Origin of the sequence: Bacillus sp. FSL K6-3176, from assembly GCF_038003325.1 — a bacterium.
Lineage (GTDB): Bacteria > Bacillota > Bacilli > Bacillales > Bacillaceae > Bacillus > Bacillus altitudinis.
Window position 1 is genome coordinate 2,652,013 of sequence record NZ_JBBOOX010000001.1, and the last position, 22,426, is coordinate 2,674,438.

Annotated in this window: 21 protein-coding genes and 1 pseudogene; 11 read left to right on the top strand and 11 right to left on the bottom strand. The window is 40.7% G+C overall.

Annotated features, from left to right (window positions below; translation table 11 throughout):
• Positions 1-41: 41 nt before the first annotated feature.
• The 4 genes from MHB38_RS13775 (at position 42) to MHB38_RS13790 (ending at position 4,529) form a co-directional block, all read left to right on the top strand.
• Positions 42-731, top strand: coding sequence for a response regulator transcription factor (locus MHB38_RS13775; RefSeq protein ID WP_025207787.1), 690 nt, complete (start codon positions 42-44; stop codon positions 729-731).
• Positions 731-1,735 (top strand): sensor histidine kinase, encoded by a 1,005-nt coding sequence (locus tag MHB38_RS13780; protein WP_341003703.1) that lies wholly within the window; start codon positions 731-733, stop codon positions 1,733-1,735. The genes MHB38_RS13775 and MHB38_RS13780 overlap by 1 nt, the downstream gene beginning before the upstream one ends.
• 105 nt (positions 1,736-1,840) lie before the next feature.
• A complete protein-coding gene (locus MHB38_RS13785) occupies positions 1,841-2,602 on the top strand; it encodes an ABC transporter ATP-binding protein (protein ID WP_272511781.1) in 762 nt (253 codons plus the stop codon).
• Positions 2,592-4,529 carry an ABC transporter permease gene (locus MHB38_RS13790; protein WP_341003707.1) on the top strand — a complete coding sequence of 646 codons (1,938 nt, stop codon included), beginning with the start codon at positions 2,592-2,594 and terminating at the stop codon, positions 4,527-4,529. Before MHB38_RS13785 ends, MHB38_RS13790 begins: the two co-directional genes overlap by 11 nt.
• A gap of 39 nt (positions 4,530-4,568) precedes the next feature.
• Here MHB38_RS13790 and MHB38_RS13795 read toward each other — a convergent pair whose 3' ends face one another.
• Together MHB38_RS13795 and MHB38_RS13800 are read right to left on the bottom strand one after the other, a co-directional pair.
• Positions 4,569-5,921: an amidohydrolase family protein gene (locus MHB38_RS13795; protein ID WP_341003709.1), complete on the bottom strand. Its 1,353-nt coding sequence runs from the start codon at positions 5,919-5,921 to the stop codon at positions 4,569-4,571.
• A gap of 105 nt (positions 5,922-6,026) precedes the next feature.
• Positions 6,027-6,614: an NAD(P)H-dependent oxidoreductase gene (locus tag MHB38_RS13800; protein WP_008343104.1), complete on the bottom strand. Its 588-nt coding sequence runs from the start codon at positions 6,612-6,614 to the stop codon at positions 6,027-6,029.
• A gap of 119 nt (positions 6,615-6,733) precedes the next feature.
• Here MHB38_RS13800 and MHB38_RS13805 point away from each other — a divergent pair, with 119 nt between their 5' ends.
• Positions 6,734-7,165, top strand: a complete 432-nt coding sequence (locus tag MHB38_RS13805) for a MarR family winged helix-turn-helix transcriptional regulator (protein WP_008343103.1) — start codon at positions 6,734-6,736, stop codon at positions 7,163-7,165.
• 42 nt (positions 7,166-7,207) lie between these two features.
• Here MHB38_RS13805 and MHB38_RS13810 read toward each other — a convergent pair whose 3' ends face one another.
• The 6 genes from MHB38_RS13810 to MHB38_RS13835 all read right to left on the bottom strand — a co-directional run bounded on the left by MHB38_RS13810 (position 7,208) and on the right by MHB38_RS13835 (position 12,835).
• The gene (locus MHB38_RS13810) at positions 7,208-7,384 is read right to left on the bottom strand and encodes a hypothetical protein (RefSeq protein ID WP_202734288.1); all 177 of its coding nucleotides are present in this window, start codon (positions 7,382-7,384) and stop codon (positions 7,208-7,210) included.
• Positions 7,385-7,628: 244 nt separating this feature from the next.
• The gene (locus MHB38_RS13815) at positions 7,629-8,243 is read right to left on the bottom strand and encodes a LysE/ArgO family amino acid transporter (protein ID WP_341003714.1); all 615 of its coding nucleotides are present in this window, start codon (positions 8,241-8,243) and stop codon (positions 7,629-7,631) included.
• 136 nt (positions 8,244-8,379) lie between these two features.
• Positions 8,380-9,960, bottom strand: a complete 1,581-nt coding sequence (gene mbcS / locus MHB38_RS13820; RefSeq protein ID WP_341003716.1) for an acyl-CoA synthetase MbcS — start codon at positions 9,958-9,960, stop codon at positions 8,380-8,382.
• A gap of 220 nt (positions 9,961-10,180) precedes the next feature.
• Positions 10,181-10,393 carry an alpha/beta-type small acid-soluble spore protein gene (locus MHB38_RS13825; RefSeq protein ID WP_003216385.1) on the bottom strand — a complete coding sequence of 71 codons (213 nt, stop codon included), beginning with the start codon at positions 10,391-10,393 and terminating at the stop codon, positions 10,181-10,183.
• Between the two features lie 89 nt (positions 10,394-10,482).
• A complete protein-coding gene (thiI, locus tag MHB38_RS13830; protein ID WP_341003718.1) occupies positions 10,483-11,688 on the bottom strand; it encodes a tRNA uracil 4-sulfurtransferase ThiI in 1,206 nt (401 codons plus the stop codon).
• Positions 11,689-11,692: 4 nt separating this feature from the next.
• Positions 11,693-12,835, bottom strand: coding sequence for a cysteine desulfurase family protein (locus tag MHB38_RS13835; protein ID WP_116307267.1), 1,143 nt, complete (start codon positions 12,833-12,835; stop codon positions 11,693-11,695).
• A gap of 202 nt (positions 12,836-13,037) precedes the next feature.
• Between MHB38_RS13835 and brnQ (MHB38_RS13840) the strand changes: the two genes are divergently transcribed.
• The gene (brnQ, locus tag MHB38_RS13840; protein WP_050827560.1) at positions 13,038-14,381 is read left to right on the top strand and encodes a branched-chain amino acid transport system II carrier protein; all 1,344 of its coding nucleotides are present in this window, start codon (positions 13,038-13,040) and stop codon (positions 14,379-14,381) included.
• A 214-nt stretch (positions 14,382-14,595) separates the two neighbouring features.
• A complete protein-coding gene (gene brnQ / locus MHB38_RS13845; RefSeq protein ID WP_341003721.1) occupies positions 14,596-15,939 on the top strand; it encodes a branched-chain amino acid transport system II carrier protein in 1,344 nt (447 codons plus the stop codon).
• Positions 15,940-15,979: 40 nt separating this feature from the next.
• Here the strand turns inward: brnQ (MHB38_RS13845) and ezrA are convergent, their stop codons facing one another.
• Entirely contained in the window at positions 15,980-17,683 is a 1,704-nt protein-coding gene (gene ezrA, locus MHB38_RS13850) for a septation ring formation regulator EzrA (protein WP_341003722.1), read from the bottom strand.
• A gap of 336 nt (positions 17,684-18,019) precedes the next feature.
• Here ezrA and hisJ point away from each other — a divergent pair, with 336 nt between their 5' ends.
• Positions 18,020-18,835, top strand: coding sequence for a histidinol-phosphatase HisJ (gene hisJ / locus MHB38_RS13855; protein ID WP_017367861.1), 816 nt, complete (start codon positions 18,020-18,022; stop codon positions 18,833-18,835).
• On the opposite strand, the gene refZ is transcribed toward hisJ, so the two are convergent.
• On the bottom strand, positions 18,805-19,470 hold the full coding sequence (gene refZ, locus MHB38_RS13860; protein WP_008343081.1) for a forespore capture DNA-binding protein RefZ: 666 nt from the start codon (positions 19,468-19,470) through the stop codon (positions 18,805-18,807). The two genes, hisJ and refZ, sit on opposite strands and share 31 nt — an antisense overlap.
• A 126-nt stretch (positions 19,471-19,596) precedes the next feature.
• On the opposite strand from refZ, the gene MHB38_RS13865 reads away from it, so the two are divergent.
• From MHB38_RS13865 to MHB38_RS13875, 3 genes are all read left to right on the top strand, one after another.
• A complete protein-coding gene (locus MHB38_RS13865; protein ID WP_008343079.1) occupies positions 19,597-20,097 on the top strand; it encodes a GAF domain-containing protein in 501 nt (166 codons plus the stop codon).
• A 310-nt stretch (positions 20,098-20,407) separates the two neighbouring features.
• Positions 20,408-21,010 (top strand): 30S ribosomal protein S4, encoded by a 603-nt coding sequence (rpsD, locus tag MHB38_RS13870; protein ID WP_007501777.1) that lies wholly within the window; start codon positions 20,408-20,410, stop codon positions 21,008-21,010.
• Positions 21,011-21,246: 236 nt separating this feature from the next.
• Positions 21,247-21,807, top strand: coding sequence for a hypothetical protein (locus MHB38_RS13875; RefSeq protein WP_008343075.1), 561 nt, complete (start codon positions 21,247-21,249; stop codon positions 21,805-21,807).
• Positions 21,808-21,815: 8 nt separating this feature from the next.
• Here the strand turns inward: MHB38_RS13875 and MHB38_RS13880 are convergent.
• Positions 21,816-22,414: pseudogene (locus MHB38_RS13880) on the bottom strand (cysteine hydrolase family protein).
• Positions 22,415-22,426 lie beyond the last annotated feature (12 nt).

The following is a 22,426-nucleotide window of genomic DNA, read 5'->3' on the forward strand; positions in this document are numbered from 1 at the left end:
TACAATGATGTACAAGTAATTCAAAAAGTGTGGTGCTCGTTTTGTTTAAAATTTTGCTGATTGAGGATGATACAACCCTCTTCCAAGAAATCAAAGAACGTTTAGTAAACTGGTCTTATGATGTGTATGGGATCAACAATTTTCAACAGGTCATGCAGGAGTTCACTTCCATCCAGCCTGATCTAGTCATTATTGATATTCAGCTGCCAAAGTACGATGGCTTTCATTGGTGCCGGATGATTCGGCATCATTCTAATGTGCCCATCATCTTTCTTTCCTCTCGTGATCACCCTGCTGATATGGTCATGTCGATGCAGCTTGGAGCTGATGATTTTGTACAAAAGCCCTTTCACTTTGACGTTCTCATCGCCAAAGTAAGTGCTGTTCTTCGCCGAGTCCATGATTATAATGCGGAACCAGCCAACTTAAAAGTCTGGTGCGGCGCTACCCTTGACCTTGAAAATAATACAGTGACAAATGAAAACGGTGAGATTGAATTAACAAAAAATGAGTTTTTTATTCTCAAAGAATTGATTCAGCATAAAAACCATATCGTCAAAAGGGAATCTCTCATCCAAGCTTTATGGGACGATGAACGATTCGTGAGTGACAATACACTCACTGTAAACGTCAACCGCCTTAGAAAAAAACTAGACGAAATCTCCCTTGGCGCCTTCATTGAAACAAAGGTGGGTCAAGGTTATCTTGCAAAAGAAAAGGATGATCAATGATGCTGCAAGCATTTCTAAAAGAACGAAGAAGCTGGATCTTGTTCTTTCTTAGTTTGCAGCTTCTCATTCTCTTTGTTGCATATTTGGATACAACGATTCCACTCGCTTCTCTTTTTTATATCGTGCTTTTGTCTACATTACTCTTCATTGTTTTTCTTTTTTTTCGTTACCGGAAAGAAACTGCTTATTATGAACAACTGAAAGAATGGGACGAAAACATAGACCATCAAATGCGTCTCAAACCCTCTTCCCCTTTTGAACAAATTGTACAGGAGGCAGCGTCAGAGCAAATCGACCGATACCGCCAGATGATGGCTAAACAAAAGACTGCACTGGAAGAAGAAAAAGATGAACTGCTCTCATGGATACATGAGGTGAAAACGCCGCTCACGGCGATGCACTTAATGATTGACCGTATAACAGAACAGCCGCTCAAATCAAATATGACATATGAATGGCTTAGAATACATTTACTCCTTGATGCACAGCTGCATCAAAGCAGGATCCAACATATTGAAAATGATTTATTTATTGAAAAACTGGATCTCCAAAACATGCTAACGAAAGAAATCAAAGCGCTCCAATCGTGGTGTATACAAAAAGGAATTGGCTTTGACCTTTTATTAGAAGAGCGAGACGTATTAAGTGATACAAAATGGTTATCCTTTATGATCAGACAAGTGCTGACAAACGCAGTCAAGTACAGCCATTCATCTGACATTATCATCGAAAGCAAACAAATGAACGAACAAGTGGTGCTCACCATCACAGATCAAGGTAGAGGAATTGACCCAAGAGACGTGTCCCGTATTTTTGAAAAAGGCTTTACCTCCACAAGACATCACAATGACACGGCCTCCACAGGCATGGGGCTCTATTTAACAAAAAAGGGAGCTGACGCTCTTCATATCACGATCGAGGTCAACTCCACATTAGATCAAGGGACCACTTTTACCTTTATCTTTCCGAAAAAGAATGATTTTGTGCATATTGCGAGCATGTGACAACAATGTCACATGCTCGTCTATTTTGTTCGCCAAATCGCAGGAAGTCTGATCGGCTTCTTTTTATACTAGAGATATCAATTAAATAAAAAAGGGGTTCGACAGATGAACATTTTAGAAGCTCGCAAGTTATATAAAAACTATGGAAACAAATTCAATAAACAAGAGGTGCTGAAAGGCATTGATTTGACGATAGAAGCTGGAGAATTTGTCAGCATCATGGGGCCATCAGGCTCGGGGAAAACGACCCTTTTGAACGTATTGTCATCGATTGATCATGTGTCCAGCGGATCGATTCGGATTGCAGATGCAGAAATGACGCAAATGAAAGATCAGCAGCTCGCTGAATTTAGAAAGAAACAGCTTGGCTTTGTTTTTCAGGATTACAACTTACTTGATACACTCACGGTTAAAGAGAACATCCTCTTGCCATTATCCATCTCCAAAACGCCTAAAAAAGAAGCTTTTGAACGCTTTCAACAGCTTGCAGAGGATATGGGGATTTATGAACTAAGAGACAAATATCCAAATGAACTATCTGGTGGACAAAAGCAACGGACATCTGCGGTGCGTGCCTTTATTCATGAACCAAGCCTTATTTTTGCTGATGAACCAACTGGAGCACTTGATTCCAAATCTGCTTCTGACTTACTGAACAAGCTGCAAGAATTCAATCACAAGCGCAAAGCAACCATTGTCATGGTGACGCATGACCCTGTTGCAGCCAGTTATTCAAGACGAGTGATTTTTATCAAAGATGGACAGATCTATACACAATTGAATAAAGGCGCTCTAGAGAGAAAGATGTTTTTCGAGGATATTATGAAAACGCAAGGTGTTTTAGGCGGTGTGAAGCATGAACATTAATCAGCTCGTCTTCCGCAATCTGAAGAAAAACTTAAAAAATTACTATTTATACGTGTTTGCACTCGTATTTAGTGTGGCGCTCTACTTTTCTTTTGTCACCTTGCAGTACTCACCAGCACTTGATGATGTAAAGGGGTCCATTAAGGGCGGTGCGTCGATTAAAGCCGCTTCAGTACTACTCATTGCCATTGTTGGAATCTTCCTGTTATATGCGAACAGCATTTTTATTAAACGAAGAGGGAGAGAAATAGGTCTCCTGCAGCTCATTGGCATGACGAAACAAAAAATTGCCAAACTACTCAATGCAGAAAACTTTATCCTATACGTGGTCTCCATGGCTGTTGGTATCATAGCTGGATTTATCGGTTCAAAACTCATGCTGATGGTGCTATTTAAAGTAACCGGCGTGAACGCCATCGCCAACCTGCATTTTTCAGGCATGGCCCTTTTGCAGACACTGATCGTCTTTTTCGTCATCTATGGATTAATTATGTTAAGAAATCGATGGTTTATTAATAGACAGACGATTTTATCTTTATTTAGAACCACGTCTTCTACAGAACAGCGTGTGAAAAAAATCTCTGTGTTTGAAATCATCATTGGGGTTCTAGGCATTGCATTCATCAGCTCAGGCTATTATATTTCTTCTCAGCTTTTTACCGGCACATATACGTCCATGCTTGCGTTACTTTTAGCGATGATTTATATTCTAGCCTCTGTCATTATCGGTACCTTTCTTTTCTATAAAGGCTCTGTTTCGTTCATTGCCAATATCGTACGCAAACGAAAAAATGGCTATCTCGCCATTCATGAAGTCCTGTCTCTGTCATCTATTATGTTCCGGTTAAAATCAAACGCACTGCTTTTAACGATTATTACAACGGTATCTGCGCTTGCCATCGGGTTGTTATCTTTAAGCTACATTTCCTATTACTCAGCAGAAAAAACCGCTGAACAACAGATCCCTTCACATTTCGTCATGGGATCTGAGAAAGAAGCCAACACCTTTACTCGTGCACTTTCTGACAAACATATTGCGTATGAAACAAAGCAGTTCAAGGTCATTCAAGCGAAGTTTGACGCAAAAAAGATCATGGATTCAGAGATTAAAAATATGAATAATGATCCAGGTGTCTTAACTCTACCTGTGATCAGTGAGAAAAACGCACCAAATATTCATGTGAAAAGCAACGAAGTCATCTTAAGCGGCTACAGTGATTTATTGAAGAAATTCATGCCGATTCAAAGTTCAGGTGATGTGAAACTACTTATTAAGAAACCCCTTGATTTAAAGGTCATTGATATGAAGAAAGATTACCTCATTTCTTACAACTTTACGTTTGGTGGTCTACCTGTTGCTGTCGTCAGTCAAAGTGTCTTTGAGCAGCTTGACCAGCAGAAAGACCCTAAACTTCAGATTGAGAATAATCAATATCACGCAGTCAATATAAAAGATGATCAAAACCTTGAACAAGCGAGTGATGTGTTTACCTCTTTAAAACTAGGTGACAACAGCATGTCTCAATTGGCTACCACTCAGCAACAAAAACAAACCATCGGACTGATGATGTTTATAGTCGGATTTTTAGGTCTCAGCTTCCTTGTCACATCAGGCTGTATTTTATACTTTAAGCAGATGAATGAAAGTGAAGAAGAACAAAGCTCTTACACGATCTTGCGTAAGCTTGGTTTTACTGAGAAGGATCTATTAAAAGGTATTCGGCTCAAGCAGCTATTTAACTTTGGGATTCCGCTCGTTGTCGGGTTGCTTCACAGCTACTTTGCAGTACAGTCAGGCTGGTTTTTCTTCGGCGGTGAACTGTGGACACCAATGCTCATCGTCATGTCGATTTATACGGTGCTATATTCTATCTTCGGATTCCTATCTGTCCAGTATTACAAAAAAGTCATTAAAGAATCCTTGTAATCTCATCCCCATAGGCAGCTGCCTATGGGGATTGTTTGTTTATGATGGCGTTGATTCAAACTTGTGCGATAGAATATGATCTCTTGCCGCATAAGCTTTTTGTTTGACCTCTTCTAAGTTCACTCCAACTAGCTTCCCATTTTGTTTCACTGCTTTTCCAGCCACATAGACAGAATCAACATTTGAAGGGTGTGCCGTTTGCACAACTGCCCCAGCTGGATCTGTCATCGGAAGAAGATTCATGCTTGTCCGATCGATCAAGATAAAATCAGCTTCTTTTCCAGGTGTGAGCGAGCCGATTTTGTCATCAAGCTTCAAGGCATGAGCCCCGTTTATAGTGGCTGCTTCAAGCATTTGCTGTGCAGACAATCCAAGTTCAGGCCCTGGCATCGTCCCTTCCATCAATAAAGATTGATTTTGAATCGCTCGTTCCGCCTGTAGTCCGAATTTCATTTGAGCAAACAAATCTCCGCCTGTCGCTGTCACCACATCTACACCAAGCGTTGGCAGAACGCCATTTTCAATGGCGAGCCCTGTGACAGGATATCCGTGTCCCATCATCATTTCAATCTCAGGTGTAATCGAGATGGAGCTTCCGCTGTCAGCTAACATCTTCATTTGATCTGCATCAATTGCATTGATATGCACCATATTCAAATCAGGCCCGAGCAGCCCTGCTTGATGGAGTCGCTCAATCGATCGATCCGCCGCTCCCCAATTTCCAAAGCCAATGTGCATACTGCATAATGCATCTAGTGATCTCGCTGTTTCAATTTCAAAGACGGTCGTCTCCCATGAAGAAAATTCAGGTCCACGAATGGCAAGTCCCATCGTCAACAGCTGATCCGATGATTGAAAATGTTTTTGTTTCACGCGGGCTGCGTCTTCCATATTCGTGAGCGTACTCTCTCTGTCCCAATACGCTGCATCTCCAGAGGTACCAAAACCAAAGACCGCTCGAATACCCACATCTTTTAAACCTCCAATGAGTTCTTCTGTATGATCCATAGAATTGATCATCGTCCAGTCGAAAAACGTGGTCACTCCTGCATCTAATGCCTCTAATGCGCCTAAATAATTAGCAATTCGATCATCTGATGGACGTCTCATCGCCCCATAGTTGCCATAATAAATTTTGCTCAAATACGTTTGCAAAGACCAATCTGTTCCGATCCCCCGTATGACAGACTGCCACACATGACGATGGGTATCCACAAGCCCTGGCATGATGACCATGTCAGACGCATCCACAACATCAGCACCGCTTGCTTCAATCGAAGGTCCGACTTCTACAATATGTGCCCCTTCAATTAATAGATCTCCCTTCTCCAGAAAACCTAAAGATGGATCAAGTGTGATAAGAGCCGCATCTTTAAACAATGTTTTCTTCATCCATATCCCCCTTTTCAAATAAAGAGAATGAGTCACTCACTCTCTCTGTCATTTTAAGACATAACAGGTTCAAATTAGAAGAAAAATGACTCAAGGAATGTGGTTTTATGAGCTGATATTCCGAAAATAGTTGTATATCCGTTTTAATTTCACGTCATGCTTCCCTTTCGGACTTTCCATCATGCCAAATTCAAAGAACTTCACCGGTTTAATCCCGACATATTGCAAAAGAGCACGTTTCATTAAGATTTTGTGGGCATTTTGCAAAAAGAAGAAAGGATAGTGGGTCGGTCCTTGCATTGTCGAAACACATACAGCCCTCTTTCCTTTTAACAAGCCTTCTGGAAGCAGCCCGCCTGTTTGACGATAAGCAAAATTCGCTGCAAACATGCGATCAATAAAACCAAGCAACATGGCTGGCGGCCGCCCCCACCAAATCGGATAAACAAACACGATGTTGTCTGCCCATTTGATTTTCTCTTGATATTCTTGAATCTCAGGGTCCTTATGCATATCACGTCTTTTTTTCTCTTCATTAAAAATAAGTACAGGATCAAATTTGTCTTGGTATAAATCGATGATTCTCACTTCTTGAACGTTTGGATTTTCTTCACTGCCCTTTAGGATTTCTTTAAAAAAAGCACCATTTAAACTATTGTGATGGGGGTGGGTATAAATAATGAGTACATTCATGGCTTGGCTCCTTTAGTTATCATTTGATAACCAAAAGCATACACCCCTCTTTTTTAGTTGTAAAATGATAATTGTTTTTTGATAATAAATTTGGTATGGTACGTAGGAGGTGAAACAGGATGAAAAACCCACATTTTTTCAAAGAGTTTGTCACATTTGCTTCTACTTTTTCTGAGCTGAAACATGCTATGATGAGCAAGATCAAACCCTCTGATCTAACCACTCTACAATATTTGATTCTGGAGCAGTTAGCCGTCAGTGAGCCGCTAACACCTAGCGAAATCGCCGATTGTCAGCACATGTCTCTTCCGAATGTCAGCAGAGAATTGAAAAAGCTTCACGAAAAACAATTCATTGATAGACAAGAAGATAAAGATGACAAGCGAAAACATGTCATTATGCTGTCTAAAAAAGGCCGTGCGTGTATGGACAAAGCATTTCAACAAATTGAATCCATGCTCATGGACAGCCTTTCTTCCTCTGACCGAAATCAAATGGATGATATCGTACAAGCTCTCCGTCTATTAAATCAAACCATTTTCAAAAAATGATCTGCATGAGCGTATCGCTCATGCAAATGATTTTTGAACACATTAGTAAAGAGATGCTAAAAGATACGTGATGAAACCTACTATTGGAATAATCGGGATCATCAGCTTCAATGTTTTATTCGTATTCTTATATAAATTCCACAGCAAAACTGGTACACCAAACATCAATGTATCAAAGACAGCAAGCACTGCCCCTTTACGCTGTTCTCTATGAGCCATTTTGAAAACCTCCACATCCAATAAAATACATTTATTATAGTGTAGCATAGATCCTATTTTGATCATTTCCTCCAGGTAATTGAATCGTCAGCATGTGTGATAAAAATGAACAGGATGTAACTGAAGCTTCGCCCGAGATAGTAGAAATAAAAAAGCGCCAGATGTTTTCCATCCAACGCTTTTTTCCCATGACATGTTCAGCACTCATTTTCATGCATCACGTCTCTTTTGCTCTATGTATCCTTTATGCAATAAGCTGATAGGCGATATATAATGCAACCAGCCAGATCATGACGGCTGAGGCTTTATTGATACGGTTCATCCACTTGCCGTTTGTATCTAGCTTCCCTAACATTTTCCCAATAAGGGCAAGACCAATAAACCATAACCACGAGACAATCATACAGGCTGCGGTAAATGCCATTTTTTCCGCCCCATGATATTGAAGAGAGTTCGTTCCAATCACGCCAATCGTATCGAGAATCGCGTGAGGGTTTAATAGTGAAACGGAACAGGCAAATACGATTTGTTTTCTCACAGGCATCAAGTCCACCTTTTCTTGATTACCTGATGCAGAGCTCGTGTTCCAAACTGACCACCCCATATAAAGTAAAAAGAAAAATCCAATGATAAAAAGACCTATTTGCAAGATAGGAATGGTGAGTACAACAACTGAGACCCCAATGACAGCTAAAGTAATTAAAAGTGTGTCGCAGAGAGCAGCTGTAATGACCACAGGCAGTACGCGATATAATCGAGGCTGAAGGGCTCCTTGCTGAAATACAAATACATTTTGCGCGCCCAAAGGTAAAATAAGACCAAAGGCAAGCACAATCCCATGAATTATCGCAATCGACATTTTCAGAACATTCTCCTTTTCAAATCATCCTTACACATTTTAACATAAAACATCATGAACGAATTTTACATATTTGATTTGTCCAATAAAAAAAGCGCTGGATGGTTTTCCATCCAGACGCTTATTGTTTCTACTGTTATGATGATTTTCGTGCAAGCTCTCTTTCTCTCAGCTCGACACGTCGAATTTTCGCTGACGGAGTTTTTGGTAGCTCGTCAATGAATTCGATTTCTCTTGGATATTTGTACGGTGCTGTTGTATTTTTCACGTGTGTTTGCAGTTCTTTAATCAGCTCATCGCTTTGTGCAGATGCATCACGCAAGACGACGTATGCTTTCACGATTGATCCTCTGATTTCATCTGGACTTGCCACAACCGCACATTCTTTCACTGCTGGGTGTTTAATCAGTGCATCTTCGACTTCAAATGGACCAATTGTATAACCTGAGCTGACGATGATGTCATCCCTGCGGCTTTCAAACCAAAAATACCCGTCTTCATCTTTTTTCGCACGGTCACCGGTAATAAAGTAATCCCCTCGGCGCTGCGCCTTTGTACGCTCTGCATCTTTGTAGTATTCCTTGAATAAAGCCGGCGTTTCAAGATGAACGGCAATGTCACCTATTTCTCCTGGAGCACAGATCTGGCCATTCTCATCAATGATCTCTACTTCATTGCCAGGTGTTGGTTTGCCCATGCTGCCTGGCTTGATGTCCATTCCTTTCAGCACCCCGACTAGCAGCGTGCTTTCTGTTTGCCCGTAACCATCTCGCACTTCGATATTGAACTGTTTTTTGAACGTATCGATGACTTCACGGTTGAGCGGCTCTCCCGCAGAAACAGCACTATGCAATTTGGGTAGCTCGTACTGACTGAGGTCATCCACTTTTGCCATAAATCGATATTCTGTTGGTGTACAGCATAGAACATTGATTTCATTTTTTTGAAGCAGCTCTAAGTACGTATTCGGATTAAATTTCCCTCCATAAACAAAACCTTCTGCTCCACTTCCTAAAACAGATAAGAGAGGACTCCACACCCATTTTTGCCAGCCTGGTCCTGCTGTTGCCCATACTTTATCCCCTTCATTAATGGAGAGCCATGCTTTGGCCGCAGTACGTAAATGTGCATACGCCCAGCCGTGTGTATGAACAACCCCTTTTGGGTTACCTGTTGTGCCTGATGTATAAGAGAGAAACGCCATGTCCGTACGTGTTGTGTCTGCCAATTTCAACTCGCTTGACTGCTCTTCCTTTTGCGCAACAATGTTTGTCCAGCCATGATCATTCTCACCAATCGAGAATGTTTTGAAATCTTTTGGCTGGTTGGTTCCTTCAAACGATTGAATGAATGATGCGTAAACAATCGCTCCTTTTGCTTCTGCATGTTCAATTCGGTAATCTATGTCTTTAGCGCGAAGCATTTCTGAACAAGGAATTACAACCATTCCTGTTTTTAAAATGGCTAAATAAATGCTGTATGCCTCTAGCATACGCGGCACCATCACAATGATTTTATCGCCTTTTTTAAAGCCTGCATTTAATAGAACATGACCAATTTTATTTGCCTCTTCCACTAATGCTGCATATGTCACATGCGCTTCATGGCCATTTCCGTCCTGCCAGTGCAGGGCGATTTTCTCCTGGTCATGACTGAACGCTTCAATCTCACTGACTAAGTTATATTGTTCTGGTGCAATTAAGTCTTCTCTTTTCATGGTACAGCTCCTTTTAGCCTCTTTCTATGAAACGAATCATGTTTCAATTTACCTATTCTAACACTCATAACTGAAAAATGCTTGAATTAGGACCTACTCCTAGTATTATGCCATAATTTTTTCATTTCGTCTTCTTTTTTAAAAATATTCTAACAATTTATGTACAAAAAAAGAGCGGGAATAAACCCGCTCATAAGCCATAGCTTTTTAATTGTGTGTCTTAGAAAGATCCGCCACCCATATGTTGTTGAGCGTAAGATACAAGACGCTTAGTGATTTCTCCACCAACTGATCCGTTAGCGCGAGCTGTTGTTTCTGGTCCAAGGTTTACGCCAAATTCTGAAGCGATTTCGTACTTCATTTGGTCGATCGCTTGTGCAGCGCCTGGAACGACTAATTGATTAGAACTGCTTTGTCTGTTTTGTTGAGCCATGTGTTCTCACCTCCTTGTGAATATAGAATGTGTAGAAACACATGACTTCATGCGATTGATTTTATGGTAATTATTATGAAATTTTTTATTTAGAATAAATCAGCGAATTTGTCAGCTGCTTTCTTTTCATTTGTGACAACGATTGTTTCGATCTGCTCCACTGCCTCATCAAGCATTGGCTCGAATTCAGCAAAGCTTTCGTAGCGTTCTACTTTTTCAAGCTTTGGTTTTGTTTTTGGAGATGGCGGCGTAAAGATCGTGCAGCAATCCTCAAATGGCTGAATGCTTGTCTCATATGTGCCAATTCGTCTCGCTTCTTCGATAATGTCATTCTTATCCACGGCAATCAACGGGCGAATGATCGGTGTGTTTGTGACATGATTAATGGCATACATGCTTTCAAGTGTCTGACTTGCCACTTGACCAAGGCTTTCACCTGTAATAATGGCAAGCGCATCACGCTTGGCTCTTATTTTATCTGCAATTTTGAGCATCATTCTTCTCGTTGATGTCATCGTATAGTTTTCTGGTACTTGTTTGTGAATGAGCTCTTGAATTTTTGTAAAAGGAACGATGTGAAGCTTGACTTCGCCTCCATAGGCAGCTAAGCATTCCGCTAGATCAATGACCTTTTGCTTAGCACGTTCACTTGTATAAGGTGGGCTAAAGAAATGAACAGCTTCAATTTGAATGCCTCGTTTCATTGCCTGATAGCCGGCCACTGGGCTGTCAAATCCGCCAGAGAGCATCAACATCGCTCTTCCGCTTGAACCAACTGGCAGTCCGCCTGCACCTTTTACATCTTTAAATGTAATGTACGTCGCATGTTCTCTTATTTCAGTTCGCAAGTGAACATCTGGCTGTTTCACATTAACTGTTAAGTTGTCTGTATTCCTTAAAACATGTCCACCAATTTCTCGGTTCATTTCATTTGAATCAAGCTCAAATTGTTTATAAGAGCGTTTCGTTGAGACCTTAAATGTATTTCCTTGTTCATACACTTCCTGAACCGCTGAGAGTGCCGCTTCTTTGATGGCATCAAGATTTGTCTCACATTTTACAGCCAGGCTAAAGCTTTGAATGCCAAATACACCTTTAAGCTGTTCTGAAATCGGTTCAGGGTCTTCTCCGTTTAGCATGATCGTAATGCGGTCTCTATCAGATGCATACTTTAATGCTTCAAAGTCTTTTAATACAAACCGGATATGCTGTCTTAGTTTTTCGATAAATTTCTTTCTATTTTTCCCTTTTGTTGAAATCTCACCAAAACGGACTAAAATATGGTCATACTTCATGTTGTTATCTCATTCCTTTTAATTTTTTCACACTTTGTGCGATCGATGTGATGATTTGCGGCGCTAGCTCTGGTCCTTGTCCATATGTCAAACTGATTCTCATGCTGCTTTTGGCTGCTTCTTCTGATTTCCCCATCGCCAGCAGGACACGGCTTGGTTCCTTTTTCTTAGCAGAACAAGCAGACGTTGTCGAAACGTAAATACCTTCCTTTTCGAGCATATGCAGAAGGACTTCGATTTGAATACCTGGCACTGAAAAATTCACAATGTGCGGTGCGCTATGCGTCAGCGGTGTGTTTATGACGACGCCTTCTATCTTTCCAAGCTGCTGCTCTAGCTCCGTTTTTAAGGCGATCATCTCATCATGATGCTTGTTTAAATATTCAAATGATTGCTTTATGGCTTTTGCTAAGCTGACAGCTCCAGCAGGGTTCTCAGTCCCTGAGCGAAGGCCAAGTTCTTGCTCTCCTCCTGTGATAAAAGGGGCAAGTATGATCTCTTTCTTTAAAAAGAGGGCACCTGTTCCCTTCAGGCCGTGAATCTTGTGGCCTGACATCGTTAAAAGATCAATATCCATCTCTTTAGGCAGCGGAACCTTGCCAATTCCTTGTACGCCGTCGACATGAAAAATCGCCTCTTTGGCATACTTCCGAATGATGCTGGACGCTTCCTCTATCGGCTGAATCACGCCTGTTTCATTGTTTACATGCATGAGACTGACAAGCACTGTATCAGGGCGAAGCACTTCTTTTAAATGCGTCATATCTGCACGACCATGCTCATTTACTTGAATATAGGAAATATCAAAGCCAAATAATGTTTTCAGCTGTTCAAACGATTCGATGACAGATGGATGCTCAATCGCTGTTGTGACAATATGTCTGCCTCGGTTCATCTTGGCAAGAGCAGCCCCTTTGATGGCAATGTTATTTGCTTCTGTTGCACCTGAAGTAAAAATAATCTCATATTGTGTAAAGCCTGTATAGTGAAGGATTTGTTTTCGCGTTTCACTTAATAGACGGCTTGCATCAATTCCAAGTTGATGCAGCGAAGACGGATTCCCAAAAAAACGCTCACTCACTTGCTGATGCACTTGTAAAACCTCTGGATAAGGCTTTGTTGTGGCACTATTATCAAGATAAATCATATCTTAAACTCCTTACAAAAAAACTTAAAAAATAAATGCATTTATATGTTACCATAATGAAGTCAGACAGAGAATTTTCTGAAAATGGCAGTTGACAACTTTTCATTTTCACTATATCATCCATAGTGCAATTGTCATATAAACACCTAAATTGTCAGAATATTTAAATTTGACACAATACACTGATTGAGGAGGGACTATTTTGAAAAATAGTTTAAGTATAAAAGAAACATTGGCTATTGGACTAATGCTTTTTGCATTATTCTTTGGCGCAGGAAATATGATTTTCCCGCCTGTTCTTGGACAATATGCTGGTGAAAACGTATGGCTTGCCATCGGCGGATTCCTACTTACAGGCGTAGGTCTTCCACTATTAGGGGTTATTGCTGTCGCCCTTACAGGTACCGGAGCCAAAGGCCTTGCCGATAAAGCACACCCTAAATTCGGGACTATCTTCACCGTGATTCTGTATTTATCCATTGGACCATTTTTCGCCATTCCGCGAACAGGTACGGTTTCTTATGAAATTGGATTAGCTCCATTTCTTTCTGAAGGACAGGCTGAATCATGGATTCCATTATTCATCTTTACTCTGGTGTTTTTCACCATTACGTATCTTCTTGCTTTAAACCCTTCAAAGCTGGTTGATCGAATTGGTAAAGTGCTGACACCAATCTTATTAGCGGTTATTGCCATTATTGTGTTTAAAGCCATTGCTACACCGATGGGAATGATCGGTGCGCCTGATGCGACATATAAAGCAAACCCTCTCTTTACTGGGTTTTTAGAAGGTTATAAAACAATGGATGCTCTTGCTTCTATCGTTTTTGGAATCGTGGTCGTAACAGCTGTGAAAGATAGAGGGATCACAGAACGAAAATCACTTGCATCGGCTTGTATAAAAGCTGGTCTTGTTGCAGCAGTGGGACTAGCACTCGTGTATATTTCACTTGCTTATGTTGGTGCTTCAAGCCCTGATGCAACTGGAATGGTCGGAGCAAATGAAGGAGGAAAACTACTTTCACTTTCTGCAAACTTTTTATTCGGTTCTGCTGGTAACATTGTTCTTGGCGCAGCCATTTTATTCGCTTGTCTCACAACAAGTGTTGGACTTGTCTCGTCATGCGGGGAATATTTTTCAAAGCTTTTCCCAGCACTTTCTTATCGTACCGTCGTTCTAATTGTTTCTTTATTTAGCACATTCGTTGCAAACCTCGGACTGGCACAAATCATTTCTCTGTCGGTGCCTGTACTCGTAGCGATCTATCCACTGGCCATTGTCATTATTTTATTATCGTTCCTTGACCGCTGGATTAACGGCAGAAGAATCATTTATATTACTTCTCTCATCTTTACTGGTTTCTTTGCCATTATTGATGGATTATTAGCTGCCGAAGTGAATCTAGGCGGATTGCCTGGCATCTTGAAATCAATTGTTCCGTTTTACGATTTAGGCATTGGCTGGATCATACCAGCTATTATCGGTGCTGTGATTGGTGTACTTATTTCCATGTTTACCAGCCCACCAAAGCAACTTGCCTCATAATCATCGCAAATCAAAACATCCCCTTCCAAAGAAGAAGGGGATGTTTTTTTATTGTTCTTCATATACTAAAATAGAAAAATTCATGACTTTTGTACGAAAACACATGTTGACATCAGGCGTACATCCTTTATAATTAATGATTGTTAATGATGAACGGTTACCTAGCAACTAATTAACAGAATATTTCAACATAATAATGGAGGCTTTAAATGCAATGAAGGCAACTTTGTCGACGAAAGATACGGTTATCATAGGTTTTATGCTGTTTGCTCTATTCTTCGGCGCCGGTAATATGATTTATCCACCAGAGCTTGGGCAATATGCTGGGCAAAATGTGTGGAAAGCAATGGGCGGATTTTTATTAACAGGTGTCGGTTTACCTCTTCTAGGGATTATTGCAATCGCTTTGACAGGTCGAGATGCGAAAGGATTAGCTGATAAAGCTCACCCAGCTTTTGGAACAGCGTTTACCGTCATTTTATATTTATCTATCGGGCCACTTTTCGCTATTCCTCGTACAGGAACGGTTTCATATGAAATTGGTGCACTACCCTTTTTAGCTGGTGTACCAGCTTGGCTCTCACTTTTTTTATTTACACTGGCCTTTTTTGGTATTACGTATTATCTTGCGCTAAATCCAACGAAAATTGTGGATCGTGTAGGGAAAGTGTTAACACCGATTAAATTTACGATCATTTTGATTATTATCGTCAAAGCCATTTTGACACCGATGGGCGTCATTGGCACACCTGATGTGTCCTATAGCAATGGATCATTTTTCAAAGGGTTTTTAGAAGGCTATAAAACCATGGACGCTCTTGCATCTATTGTGTTTGGGGTTGTTGTCATCAACGCCATTAAAGGACGTGGTGTAACAAGTAAAAAGGCACTCACTTCTGCTTGTATCAAAGCAGGTCTAATTGCAGCTTGCGGATTAACATTTGTTTATCTATCACTTGCTTATTTAGGTGCTTCAAGTACACACGCCATTGGTTTTGTTGGAGATGGTAGTAAAATCTTGGCTCAGTCCTCGCAATTTCTTTTTGGCAGTTTAGGTAATATTGTGTTAGGCGCGGCGATTACGGTTGCCTGTTTAACCACAAGTATCGGTCTCGTGACATCGTGCGGAGAGTATTTCTCAAATTTATTACCTAAACTTTCTTATAAAATGGTCGTTACACTCGTCACATTATTCAGTTTTATCATTTCAAATTTTGGACTTGCTCATATTATCGCTTTTTCAGTACCTGTGTTAACTGCGATTTACCCGTTAGCAATTGTGATTATCGTTTTATCACTTGCTGACAAATGGCTTGGTCATAGAAGACCTGTGTATGTCCTTACTTTGATTTTAACTGGCTGCGTCAGTCTGTTTGACGGTTTAGCAGCGGCGAAACTGCCGATTGGTCCTGTGAAAGATCTCTTTCAAACGATCTTGCCGCTATATGACCTTGGTATAGGCTGGATTATGCCTGCCATACTCGGAATCGTGATTGGATTTGTTATCTCTCTATTCACTTCTTCTGCTTCAGAAGAACGCCAAAAGCAAGCTTCATAACATGGAAAAAGCTGAAGTCCTAAAATGGACTTCAGCTTTTTTATTGATGCTGATATTCTTTTTCTTGCTGAGTTAAAAGCTTCTGAACGGCTCCAGGTGATGCTTTTTCGACAGCTGCTGCTGCCACATCAAATGAATCGTTATAATCATAGGCATAAAATCTTCGTTCTGCCTCTTTTAATTGCTCTGAAAGAATGTGGTTTTGACTTCTAAACCGGTTGCCGTATTGTATAATCCGTTCAATTTGATCCACTTTACGAAGCATGTCATGTGTTACATCAACCACATGTCTGACTGTTTCAGAGGCTTCTTTTAATTGCTGATTCACTGCTGGCATATTCAGCGGCAAATTCTCTAGCTGCTCCTGCACTTGCTGAATCATCTCCTGCGCTTTTTCAGCACGGTCTTTGATGTCAGCAGGTACACCTGGAATGTTGCTTTTGTGCAGCTGGCGCACTGTATCTGTCAGCATGGTTTTAAGTTCAGCCAATGTTTCTCTTGCTTGTAATTCTTCTTTTCGTAACGATTGAAGGTGATCTTTAAACGCTTCATGAAGCGTTTTGGCATCCTCAATAAAGGTCTCAAGCTGATTGATTTCATCCATTAATAATGTGTATGCGACATGGTCACGATCAAGCTTCTCTCGTATTTGCTTCATGAGCTTTTCAATTTCTTCTAATCGTTTTTCGAAGGCTTTCTGCTGATCCAGCTCTCCTGCTGTCAGCTTGTAGCTTTCTTTCACAAGAGCCGTTTCTGCCTTTGTCTGCGTGTGGTCTTGTTCAAGTTTTTCAAATGCTTCGGTCAGCTCAGGCATTTTGCTCTTGATTTCCTGACCTGCTTCTACTTCTGCTTCTAACTGATCATACAGCGTCTGAATCGCATCATCAATCATTTGCAGAATGCTTGATGCTTCATCTAAGTTGAGTTCATCAATCAGCAGCTTCTCCGCACGGGTCAGCTGTTTATTCAAGTTCTCCAGCTCTTTTGTGATCTGGATGTGCTCTAGCTTGTAGCCTTTGTCTGTCATTTCTTTATAACCGTCTTTCAGCTTCGTCAGCTGACCTGGCACAGTTTGTTTACAGTCTGCGATGAGCTTCGGTACATCATTGATATATAATTGCAGCTGATCGAGTCTGCGGTCTTGCTCAAGCAAAATTTTCCTTGCTGTCATGTAGTTTCCGTTTTCTGTCTCTTCTTCATACTGCTTGATCCCTTCCCAGGCCTCGTCCAAGTCCTGCTCCATTTTGTCATAAAGGGTGCCATATAAATGGCTGTAAGCAAGTAGATTTTTTCGTACCGTTTGATATTGCTCTTTGACCTTCTCGATGTCTTTTCGGTTTTGCTCTTCACTTGTGACAAGGTCTGCAATCTCTTTTAAAATGTCTTCGATGTTTGAATCAGCAGCGGTGAGCAGATCTCCTATATGTGCAAGAACTTGCTTTGCTTTGGAGAATCGATATTTATCAGAATACTCCTCTGCATCATATAATAGCTCCTCTACCTTTGGAAGATGGGCTGTGACGATATCGTCCCACTCTGCACGCCATCTTTCAAAAAACTGCTCTGTTTCTCCGGTCATTTTTAAATGTTTGATTTTTGAAATTTCTTCTACAATTGATCTGTTTAAAATTTCAATTTTCCATGCTTCCAATCGGTCAATCTCTTTATATATATTTTTTCTGAGGAAATAACCGACTGAAAACAAAGCAAGCAAAATGACAATTAAACCGATGATAAACTCCATAATGAGCCCCCTTGTTGTGATCTAAGTGATGTCAGGGTAGTGTCCCGAGTAGACCTGAGAACCCTTTCGTGTCCGCTTTGCATTTGTTTTTTATAAGCAGGATTGTATTTTTGCCAATACGATCCATTCACGGTTTTATGTATGTTTTTTCAAGAAAGTCATTCAGGCTTTCTATCATTTGATCACATGTATTGATGTGACCTGTTTTTATGTATGCGGAAGCTGTCGTTTTCATTGTTATTATGATACCATGTAACCAGCATTTTTGGTCATGATTTTTCATTATTTTCGCTGATAAACATGACGTTTTTCAAAATATCGACAAGAGGTGACGACATGTTGAAACAAGATGCACATTTACATACGCTATTTTGCCCGCACGGTACGCTTGATCCTTTTCATTCTTATATTGAAAAAGCAATGAAAAAGGGATTTGATTCCATCACCTTTACCGAGCATGCCCCGCTGCCTCCTTCGTTTCGAGATCCAACGCCTGAGCAGGATAGTGCCATGAAGCTTCAAGACCTTGAAGCCTATTTGACGAAGCTGGATCAGCTGAAACAGGAATACAAAGGACAGTTAATAGTAAAAACTGGGCTTGAGGTCGACTATATCAAAGAGTATGAAGAGGAAACAAGTGCCTTTTTAGACTGCTACGGCCCTGAACTAGACGATAGCATTTTATCTGTTCACTTTCTTCCTGCTGGCAATGATTATATTTGTCTTGATTTTGATGAGCATGCCTTCAAGCAGCTGATCAGTATCTATGGCAGCACCGAACACGTCTATCAAAGCTACTATGACCAAATTCATTCTTCTATTCTATCATCTTTAGGTCCATATAAGCCAAAGAGAATCGGTCATATCACCCTTGTCCAGAAATTCAAACAACTTTTTCCATACGAAATGTCGCCAGAACTATGTCAAAGGGTCACCCTTTGTCTTGAAGAAACGGCAAAAAAAGGCATGTCCTTAGATTTTAATACATCAGGTCTTCGTAAAACATATGCCAGAAGTATCTATTTAGATCAATGGATGATTGATCTTGCAAAACAGAAAAAAATTCCGCTCATATTCGGGTCTGATGCCCACCAAGCGGAAGATCTCGGGTATGCGTATGATCAATTTGAAGACATCATGAGTTTCAGGTGAGGATCAAGTGCGGGTTCATTTGGTTCTAACAGATGATGAAGCGACCGGCTCAGTTCCTTATAGTACGTTTGATAAAAGTAAGGCTCATTTGGGTTGATATAAAGCACCTCTGTTAAATATTGCGGCTGCAGATAAGGCATCATCAGAAGTGATTTTAGCTGGATCATAAATGATGAGAGTGACAGCTGCTTACAAATCACATGGGTGCTTTTTCCTTTTTCAATGATAAGCTGAAACAAGTATTTTTCCTTTGTTAAATAGGTGGACATGATTTCCCTGATCAGCGTTGAATCAATGGTCACTTCTCGATAAACGAAACGGGTTAATTGACGATTTTCATGCTGATAAGATAAAATATCAAAAACCACATGAAGTAAACATTCTTTTGCATGACGGGTTTCCATGTGCTGGATGTGCGATTCAATCATCTGAATATAGCCTTCATAAAAATCGGATACGAGCTGCTCAAGCAGCCCTCCTTTTCCTTGAAAGTAATAAGATATATGGGCAACGTTGACGTTTGCTTCCTTCGCAATCTCACGGACAGAGGTTCCAGAAAATCCTTTTTGGTTAAAAAGTCTGATGGCAGCTTCAATAATACGGTCTTTTGTTTGCACGGTTGTTGATGTTTTCATCCGCTCACCCCTCTTCATGTGTACATACTTCAAGGTGAAGGCGGAAGTTCCTTTAATCATTGCTCGACAAATCCCACATGCGAAGCGCAAGTTATGTATTTTTGAGATAGAAAGTAGGAGATTTTCATGTTTCATGTCGAAAAACAGTCTGGCGATCCATCGAAAGACTATCAATTACTCATCAAGCAAGTAGAAGCGATTACGGATGGTGAACCTGATCTCATTGCCAACCTAGCCAATGCTGCGGCGCTGCTTTATCACTCGCTTCCTGAAGTCAATTGGGCTGGATTTTATTTAGCAAAAGACGGAGAGCTTGTGCTTGGTCCATTCAACGGACTGCCCGCATGTGTACGCATTCCTTCTGGAAAAGGGGTTTGCGGTACAGCATTTGCGACAGGTGATGTACAGCGTATCGCTGATGTGCATGCATTCCCTGGTCATATTGCATGTGATGCAGCATCGCAATCTGAAATTGTGATCCCACTTAAAGTAAATGGACAAATCATTGGGGTACTCGATATTGACAGTCCAGTGAAAGATCGTTTCAATGCAATAGATGAAACGTACTTAGTTCAATTTACAGAGGTTGTCCAAAATGCGTTATCAGCATCTACTGATGTGTCATGATACTTGAAAAGCAGACAATGCGTCTGCTTTTTTGTTTTGCTTTCTTCCCGAATGAATGCCGACCACGTTTGACCTTCTCCTCTTTAAATAGGTTGACTTCTCCTATCTGGCGTCATATAATAGAGTTTGTGTGAAATATGGCAGCCTTTTTGTTCGGCTTTTTTGTATCATTTTGTTCCTTCTATATGGAGGTGCATCTTGTAACTCCCTGCTGCTGGAGCGAGGATGCATGAAAACATAATGACGGAAAAGACAAAGAACAGACGGTTTTTATTTTTCACAAATAAAAACAATAAGGAGGAGTCACATTATGGCTCGCTATACAGGTCCAAGTTGGAAGATTTCCCGCCGTTTAGGCATTTCATTAAGCGGAACAGGTAAGGAACTTGAAAAACGCCCTTACGCTCCAGGCCCACATGGTCCAGGACAACGCAAAAAACTATCTGAATACGGTTTACAATTACAAGAGAAGCAAAAGCTTCGTCACATGTACGGTGTCAACGAACGTCAATTCCGTACTCTTTTTGACAGAGCTGCTAAACTTCCTGGTAAACAAGGTGAAAACTTCATGATCCTTCTTGAAACTCGCCTTGACAACCTAGTATACCGTCTTGGCCTTGCTCGTACGCGCCGCCAAGCTCGTCAGCTAGTAAACCATGGTCACATCCTTGTTGATGGAAGCCGTGTAGACATCCCATCTTTCTCTGTGAAACCAGGTCAAACGATTGCTCTTCGTGAGAAATCTCAAAACCTTGCAGTTGTGAAAGAATCAGTTGAAGTGAACAACTTCGTACCTGAATACCTTACTTTCGATGCTGAAAAGCTTGAAGGAACTTTCACTCGTCTTCCAGAGCGTTCTGAATTAGCGCCTGAAATCAGCGAACAACTAATCGTTGAGTTCTACTCTCGTTAATTTCATGACTCTCTCAGAGAGTGATCAAACAAACCCTAGAGACCTTGATTGTTCAAGGATTTCTAGGGTTTTTTGTTTGGTCTTTTGTACGATACTCTCTAGCTACAAATTTACACACAAGAAAATTAGAACACCGATTACTCTTTACTCTTTTTCGTTTTCCTCTTACAATTACATTTACTGGATAACTCACAACTTAAAACAATAATGTAAAGAACGTTAAGGAGGAAAGCAATTTGTCGATTATTTCATTTATGTTAGCACTTATGCTCTTTTCAATTATTATCTATGCGATTTTGAGAAAGACAAAAGTTGTCGATGAAGCGCCTGGAGCTATCGCTGAAATTCTCCTCATTTTACTCATCTTTTTTGCGATTAGTTTTGTCATCATCATTCCAAGTTCTGTACTTTATGTTGTTTCATTAGGAGTGAATTTTCTTTTTGGAGAATATATTACATATGCATCATTTCTTTCATTATTGACCTTCTGTCTATTCGTCAGTGGGATTGTTCTTTTTTGGTCGATCTTTTTAGTATTCATTGGTAAAGGAATTTCCTCTTTGCTAAGATTTCCTCAATGGTTCACGTTTATCTTTGAATTTCTACTCTCATGGATCGTTGTGCATTTCTCAATTAAGTTTGTCCTTAATATGAACATAGTCAATGTCTCCATTTTGGAGCACGGCACACTCATTTTATCTTTCTTTGTCAGCTTCTTATTTATTGGAATAGATCTCATCTACTCAAGTATTGAACAACGAAAACAGCCGCTGGATGAACAAGCAAAAAGCTCCTAGAGATGATTCTAGGAGCTTTTGCTTGCCCAATTTGTGATGAGCTGCTCTGTTGTCAGGACAGTCGCAAATTCGTCATGCAGTGTTGCAAGAGAAAGGCGATGGATCGTTTCTGCGTCATAATATGTACCGGTTTGATCTGCGAGTCCAAAGGCGGCTGTTGCATCCGACATGAGGTATGTCTCAAAGCCTAGGTTTCCACTCATTCTTGTTGTGGTAGATACGCAGTGCGGTGTTGTAAGTCCAGCAATCACAACAGTGTCGATCTCGTTTGATCTTAGTTGTTCCTCTAAGTTTGTACCTATAAAGCTACTGTTGACTTTCTTTTGTATGACCGTTCTTCATCTAGCGGTTTGGCGATCTCTTTGAAGGAGTGCCCTTCATTTGCTGGATGAAATAAGGAGTGCGGCTGATCCGATGTATGCTGAATATGAATGACTGTCCAGCCTTTTTCTCTCCAAAACGTCAATAGACGACTGATGTTCTTCTCTGCATCTAGATTATTCCGTTCTCCCCATTGTTCGTGCTCGAATGCTTTCTGTACATCGACCATAATCAAAGCCTTTTGATGATGTTGCACAAATCCCCACCTCCAAAGAATCTCGTTCATTATATGTAGTGT

Excerpts from the sequence above, each read along its gene's own strand:
- thiI (WP_341003718.1), bottom strand. The coding sequence starts at position 11,688 with ATGAAGTATGACCATATTTTAGTCCGTTTTGGTGAGATTTCAACAAAA.
- refZ (WP_008343081.1), bottom strand. The coding sequence starts at position 19,470 with ATGAAAACATCAACAACCGTGCAAACAAAAGACCGTATTATTGAAGCT.
- hisJ (WP_017367861.1), top strand. The coding sequence starts at position 18,020 with ATGTTGAAACAAGATGCACATTTACATACGCTATTTTGCCCGCACGGT.
- mbcS (WP_341003716.1), bottom strand. The coding sequence starts at position 9,960 with ATGAAAAGAGAAGACTTAATTGCACCAGAACAATATAACTTAGTCAGT.
- MHB38_RS13795 (WP_341003709.1), bottom strand. The coding sequence starts at position 5,921 with ATGAAGAAAACATTGTTTAAAGATGCGGCTCTTATCACACTTGATCCA.
- MHB38_RS13805 (WP_008343103.1), top strand. The coding sequence starts at position 6,734 with ATGAAAAACCCACATTTTTTCAAAGAGTTTGTCACATTTGCTTCTACT.
- MHB38_RS13835 (WP_116307267.1), bottom strand. The coding sequence starts at position 12,835 with ATGATTTATCTTGATAATAGTGCCACAACAAAGCCTTATCCAGAGGTT.
- MHB38_RS13780 (WP_341003703.1), top strand. The coding sequence starts at position 731 with ATGCTGCAAGCATTTCTAAAAGAACGAAGAAGCTGGATCTTGTTCTTT.
- MHB38_RS13810 (WP_202734288.1), bottom strand. The coding sequence starts at position 7,384 with ATGGCTCATAGAGAACAGCGTAAAGGGGCAGTGCTTGCTGTCTTTGAT.
- MHB38_RS13825 (WP_003216385.1), bottom strand. The coding sequence starts at position 10,393 with ATGGCTCAACAAAACAGACAAAGCAGTTCTAATCAATTAGTCGTTCCA.
- rpsD (WP_007501777.1), top strand. The coding sequence starts at position 20,408 with ATGGCTCGCTATACAGGTCCAAGTTGGAAGATTTCCCGCCGTTTAGGC.
- MHB38_RS13785 (WP_272511781.1), top strand. The coding sequence starts at position 1,841 with ATGAACATTTTAGAAGCTCGCAAGTTATATAAAAACTATGGAAACAAA.
- ezrA (WP_341003722.1), bottom strand. The coding sequence starts at position 17,683 with ATGGAGTTTATCATCGGTTTAATTGTCATTTTGCTTGCTTTGTTTTCA.
- MHB38_RS13790 (WP_341003707.1), top strand. The coding sequence starts at position 2,592 with ATGAACATTAATCAGCTCGTCTTCCGCAATCTGAAGAAAAACTTAAAA.
- MHB38_RS13815 (WP_341003714.1), bottom strand. The coding sequence starts at position 8,243 with ATGTCGATTGCGATAATTCATGGGATTGTGCTTGCCTTTGGTCTTATT.
- MHB38_RS13865 (WP_008343079.1), top strand. The coding sequence starts at position 19,597 with ATGTTTCATGTCGAAAAACAGTCTGGCGATCCATCGAAAGACTATCAA.
- MHB38_RS13800 (WP_008343104.1), bottom strand. The coding sequence starts at position 6,614 with ATGAATGTACTCATTATTTATACCCACCCCCATCACAATAGTTTAAAT.
- brnQ (WP_341003721.1), top strand. The coding sequence starts at position 14,596 with ATGAAGGCAACTTTGTCGACGAAAGATACGGTTATCATAGGTTTTATG.